The organism is Shewanella sp. GutDb-MelDb (assembly GCF_002836075.1).
Lineage (GTDB): Bacteria > Pseudomonadota > Gammaproteobacteria > Enterobacterales > Shewanellaceae > Shewanella.
This window is the reverse complement of sequence record NZ_PJBM01000032.1, coordinates 1-3,621: the sequence shown is the minus strand read 5'-3', so window position 1 is coordinate 3,621 and position 3,621 is coordinate 1. Positions and strand designations below refer to the sequence as shown.

General features: G+C 44.6%; 4 protein-coding genes. All 4 read left to right on the top strand.

Features of this window, described 5'->3' with window-relative positions:
* Positions 1 to 138: 138 nt before the first annotated feature.
* Positions 139 to 912, top strand: coding sequence for an electron transfer flavoprotein (locus CXF82_RS00825; RefSeq protein WP_102043506.1), 774 nt, complete (start codon positions 139 to 141; stop codon positions 910 to 912).
* An 11-nt stretch (positions 913 to 923) separates the two neighbouring features.
* Positions 924 to 1,865 carry an FAD-binding protein gene (locus tag CXF82_RS00820; RefSeq protein ID WP_101089886.1) on the top strand — a complete coding sequence of 314 codons (942 nt, stop codon included), beginning with the start codon at positions 924 to 926 and terminating at the stop codon, positions 1,863 to 1,865.
* A 90-nt stretch (positions 1,866 to 1,955) separates the two neighbouring features.
* Positions 1,956 to 3,248 (top strand): FAD-dependent oxidoreductase FixC, encoded by a 1,293-nt coding sequence (gene fixC, locus CXF82_RS00815; RefSeq protein ID WP_102038864.1) that lies wholly within the window; start codon positions 1,956 to 1,958, stop codon positions 3,246 to 3,248.
* Positions 3,245 to 3,532: a ferredoxin family protein gene (locus tag CXF82_RS00810; RefSeq protein WP_101089884.1), complete on the top strand. Its 288-nt coding sequence runs from the start codon at positions 3,245 to 3,247 to the stop codon at positions 3,530 to 3,532. Before fixC ends, CXF82_RS00810 begins: the two co-directional genes overlap by 4 nt.
* Positions 3,533 to 3,621: the final 89 nt, after the last annotated feature.

The window sequence follows — 3,621 nt, the reverse complement described above, 5'->3', positions numbered from 1 at the left end:
ATACGCCGAATTGGCAAAAAACAATAAGTATGCAGCGGTTTACCGTCAAGACATTTTCTGAGGTTGTATAGGTTAAATCATAAAGAACATAGCCATATATCAAATTTAGAAGTATGCAATATCTTAACTGGAGACATAATGAAAATTATTACGTGTTACAAATTAGTTCCTGAAGAGCAAGATATCTCGGTGAAAGCTGACGGTGTTCTGGACACCAGCAAAGCTGCACCAAAGATCAACCAGTTTGATCTCAATGCGGTAGAAGCTGCGGTCGAAATCAAAGCCCTTGTTGGAGAATGCAAGATCACCGCCTTAAGCATAGGCGGCAAGGCTTTAGATAACCCTAAAGCGCGTAAAGACATCCTCTCTCGCGGACCCGATGAGCTAACTGTTGTCGTTGACGAAAAATTCGAACAGGCTCTGCCTCATCAGACTGCCCGTGTATTAGCGGCTGCCGCAAAGAAAAATGGCTTTGATCTGATTATTTGTGGTGATGGCTCAGGTGACTTATACGCGCAACAAGTGGGTCTACAACTGGGTGAGTTACTGGACGTTGCCACCATCAATGCCGTCAGTAAAATAGTGTCAGTCCAAGACGGTAAGCTTACCGTTGAAAGAGCCTTAGACGATGAAGTCGAAGTGCTTGAGATCACCTTACCTGCCGTTATTTCTGTTTCAGCCGATATTAACGATCCATCAATCCCATCGATGAAGACTATTTTAGCCGCATCCAAAAAGCCGGTAACTAAGTTAAATATCGAAGATCTCGAGCTTGCTGAAATACCTGTTCTGGTTGAATCCGTTTCAGTACTGGCACCAAAACAAACTGATCGTAAGAAGATCATTATTGACGGCGATGATGAAAAACAAGTCGCAGAATTTGCAGAATACCTGCGCAAAGCACTTAACTAAGGGAAAAAATGATGAGCAAACTGTCTAATGTATGGGTATTTAGTGATATCGCTTCCCGTTTACCTGAAGTTATCGCCGGCGGCGTTCAGCTAGGCGAAAAAGTGTCTGCTTTCGTGATTGGCTCTGAAGATGAAATCGCCACAGCATACTCATTGGGTGCAACCCATGTGTATTACCTGGGTGAAAAAGACGCCAACAAGATCATTGAAGATTATGCCGAAACGATGGCCCATGCGATCGCTAATGGCGATACGCACACCTTAATGCTGTTAGGTGCGACTAAACGCGGTAAAGCACTGGCTGCAAAATTAGGTGTCCAGCTTAAGGCTGGTGTGGTCAACGACGCTTCAGAAGTCACAGTCGGTGAAGGTGTCACGGCCAAGCATATGGTCTACGGCGGCCTAGCGATAGGTGAAGAGAAAATCGTATCACCCATCGCACTTGTGACTATCGGAAATGGCGTATTCGAAGCCGCCGAAGCTGACACTTCAAAAACGGGTGAAGCAGTTTCGGTTTCATTCATCGAACCTAAATCTGCTATCAAGTGCATCGAGCGCCGTGCTAAGCAAGGCGAAAGCGTGGACTTAGGTAAGGCAAAACGCGTTATTGCTATCGGTAGCGGTATTGGCAAACAAGAGAATCTGCAAATGGTTGCCGAACTCGGTGCTGCAATTGGTGCAGAACTGGGTTGTTCTCGCCCGATTGCCGAAACAGAAAAATGGATGGAACGTGAGCGTTACATCGGTGTTTCTGGGGTCATGCTAAAACCAGAACTTTATCTGGCTCTGGGTATTTCTGGACAGATACAGCATATGGTTGGCGCATTGGGTTCACAGACAATTCTTGCGGTAAACAAAGATAAAAACGCCCCCATTTTCCAGTATGCAGACTACGGAATTGTTGGCGACTTAAATAAGGTCGTACCAGCACTCATCAGCGCCTTTAAAAGCTAATTGACCAGCGGGTCGTATTTATCTCCCCATTTAACACTGGGCACAGAAAGTCCGGTGTTAAAAACCAAATTATGTGAAGAGTAAATTTGTATGTCAGAAGATGTATTTGACGCGATTATCGTAGGTGCCGGGCTTGCTGGATGCGTTGCCGCTTATGTATTAGCAAAAGAGGGAGCTGATGTTCTCGTTATTGAACGCGGCAACTTTGCCGGAAGCAAAAACATGACAGGTGGCCGACTCTATGCGCATAGCCTAGAGAAAATTATTCCCGGTTTTGCTAAAGAAGCACCAGTAGAAAGAAAAGTCACTAAAGAAAAAGTCACCTTCTTGACCGATGATACCGGTGTCACCCTTGACTACCATAATGGCCGAGCACAAACACCAGTTCAAGAATCCTATACAGTTTTAAGAGGTGATTTTGACCAATGGTTGATGGGAAAAGCCGAAGAGGTGGGTGCCCAATTTATTAGCGGTATTCGTGTCGATGAGCTCATCACTAAAGATGGCAAAGTCATAGGCGTTAAAGCCGATGGTGATGAGTTGCTAGCCAAGTCAGTCATTCTAGCTGAAGGCGTTAATCCTGTGCTGGCTGAGAAATTAGGCATGGTAAAACCTAAGGTCAACGCTGACGTGATGGCCGTAGGGGTAAAAGAGCTGATTGAACTACCGAAAGAGGTTATTCAAGATAGATTTAACCTCTCTGACGATGAGGGTGCGGCATGGTTATTCGCCGGTTCGCCATCAAATGGTTTGATGGGTGGTGGCTTTATCTACACTAACAAAACCACTGTATCACTGGGTATCGTTTGCGGACTACACGACATCGGCAGTTCAGATAAAACGGTTCCGCAAATGTTGGAAGATTTCAAAAATCACTCAATGATTAAGCCATTGATTGAAGGCGGTAAGTTACTTGAGTATTCGGGTCATGTCGTACCGGAAGCTGGTTTTAATATGGTACCGAAACTGGTCGATGATGGCGTATTGATAACCGGAGATGCGGCGGGTTTTTGCTTAAACATTGGCTATACCGTTCGCGGTATGGATCTTGCCATCGCTTCTGGCGAAGCAGCAGCAAAAGCCGTTTTAGCGGCTCGTGCAACAGGTGATTTTAGCGCACAAGGCTTATCTTCATATCAGACACTCCTGGAAGACAGCTTCCTGATGAAAGATCTGAAACTCTATAAGAACCTTCCCGCATTCATGGAAACACCCCGGATCTTCAATCAGTATCCAAAGATGGTTGCCGACATAATGCAAAGCATGTTCACCGTAGATGGCAGCGAATCACAACCACTACGCAAGACCCTCATGAAACATTGTAAAGAGGTGGGTTACATGAACCTGATCAAAGATGGCATTAAAGGAGTCACTTCAATATGACCGAGTCAGTCAATGTAGACGTTAAACTGGGCGTCAATAAATTTCACGTAGATGAAGGTCATCCACATATTATCCTCAAAGATAATCCGAATATGAACGAGTATCGCAAGTTGGTAAACGCTTGCCCGGCTGGTTTATATAAACTCGAAGATGACGGGTCTATCCGTTTTGATTCTGCGGGTTGTCTGGAATGTGGTACCTGTAAATTTCTTTGTGGCGACACTATTCTGGAAAAATGGGAATACCCTAGAGGTACATTTGGAATAGAATACCGTTATGGGTAACCATAATATTAACAGAGGGTGTTTTTAAAACACCCTCTGTTTTAAAAATCACAGTGGTATATGTAATTAAATTATCACTTAGGTAGTTA

Excerpts from the sequence above, each read along its gene's own strand:
- CXF82_RS00825 (WP_102043506.1), top strand. The coding sequence starts at position 139 with ATGAAAATTATTACGTGTTACAAATTAGTTCCTGAAGAGCAAGATATC.
- CXF82_RS00820 (WP_101089886.1), top strand. The coding sequence starts at position 924 with ATGAGCAAACTGTCTAATGTATGGGTATTTAGTGATATCGCTTCCCGT.
- fixC (WP_102038864.1), top strand. The coding sequence starts at position 1,956 with ATGTCAGAAGATGTATTTGACGCGATTATCGTAGGTGCCGGGCTTGCT.
- CXF82_RS00810 (WP_101089884.1), top strand. The coding sequence starts at position 3,245 with ATGACCGAGTCAGTCAATGTAGACGTTAAACTGGGCGTCAATAAATTT.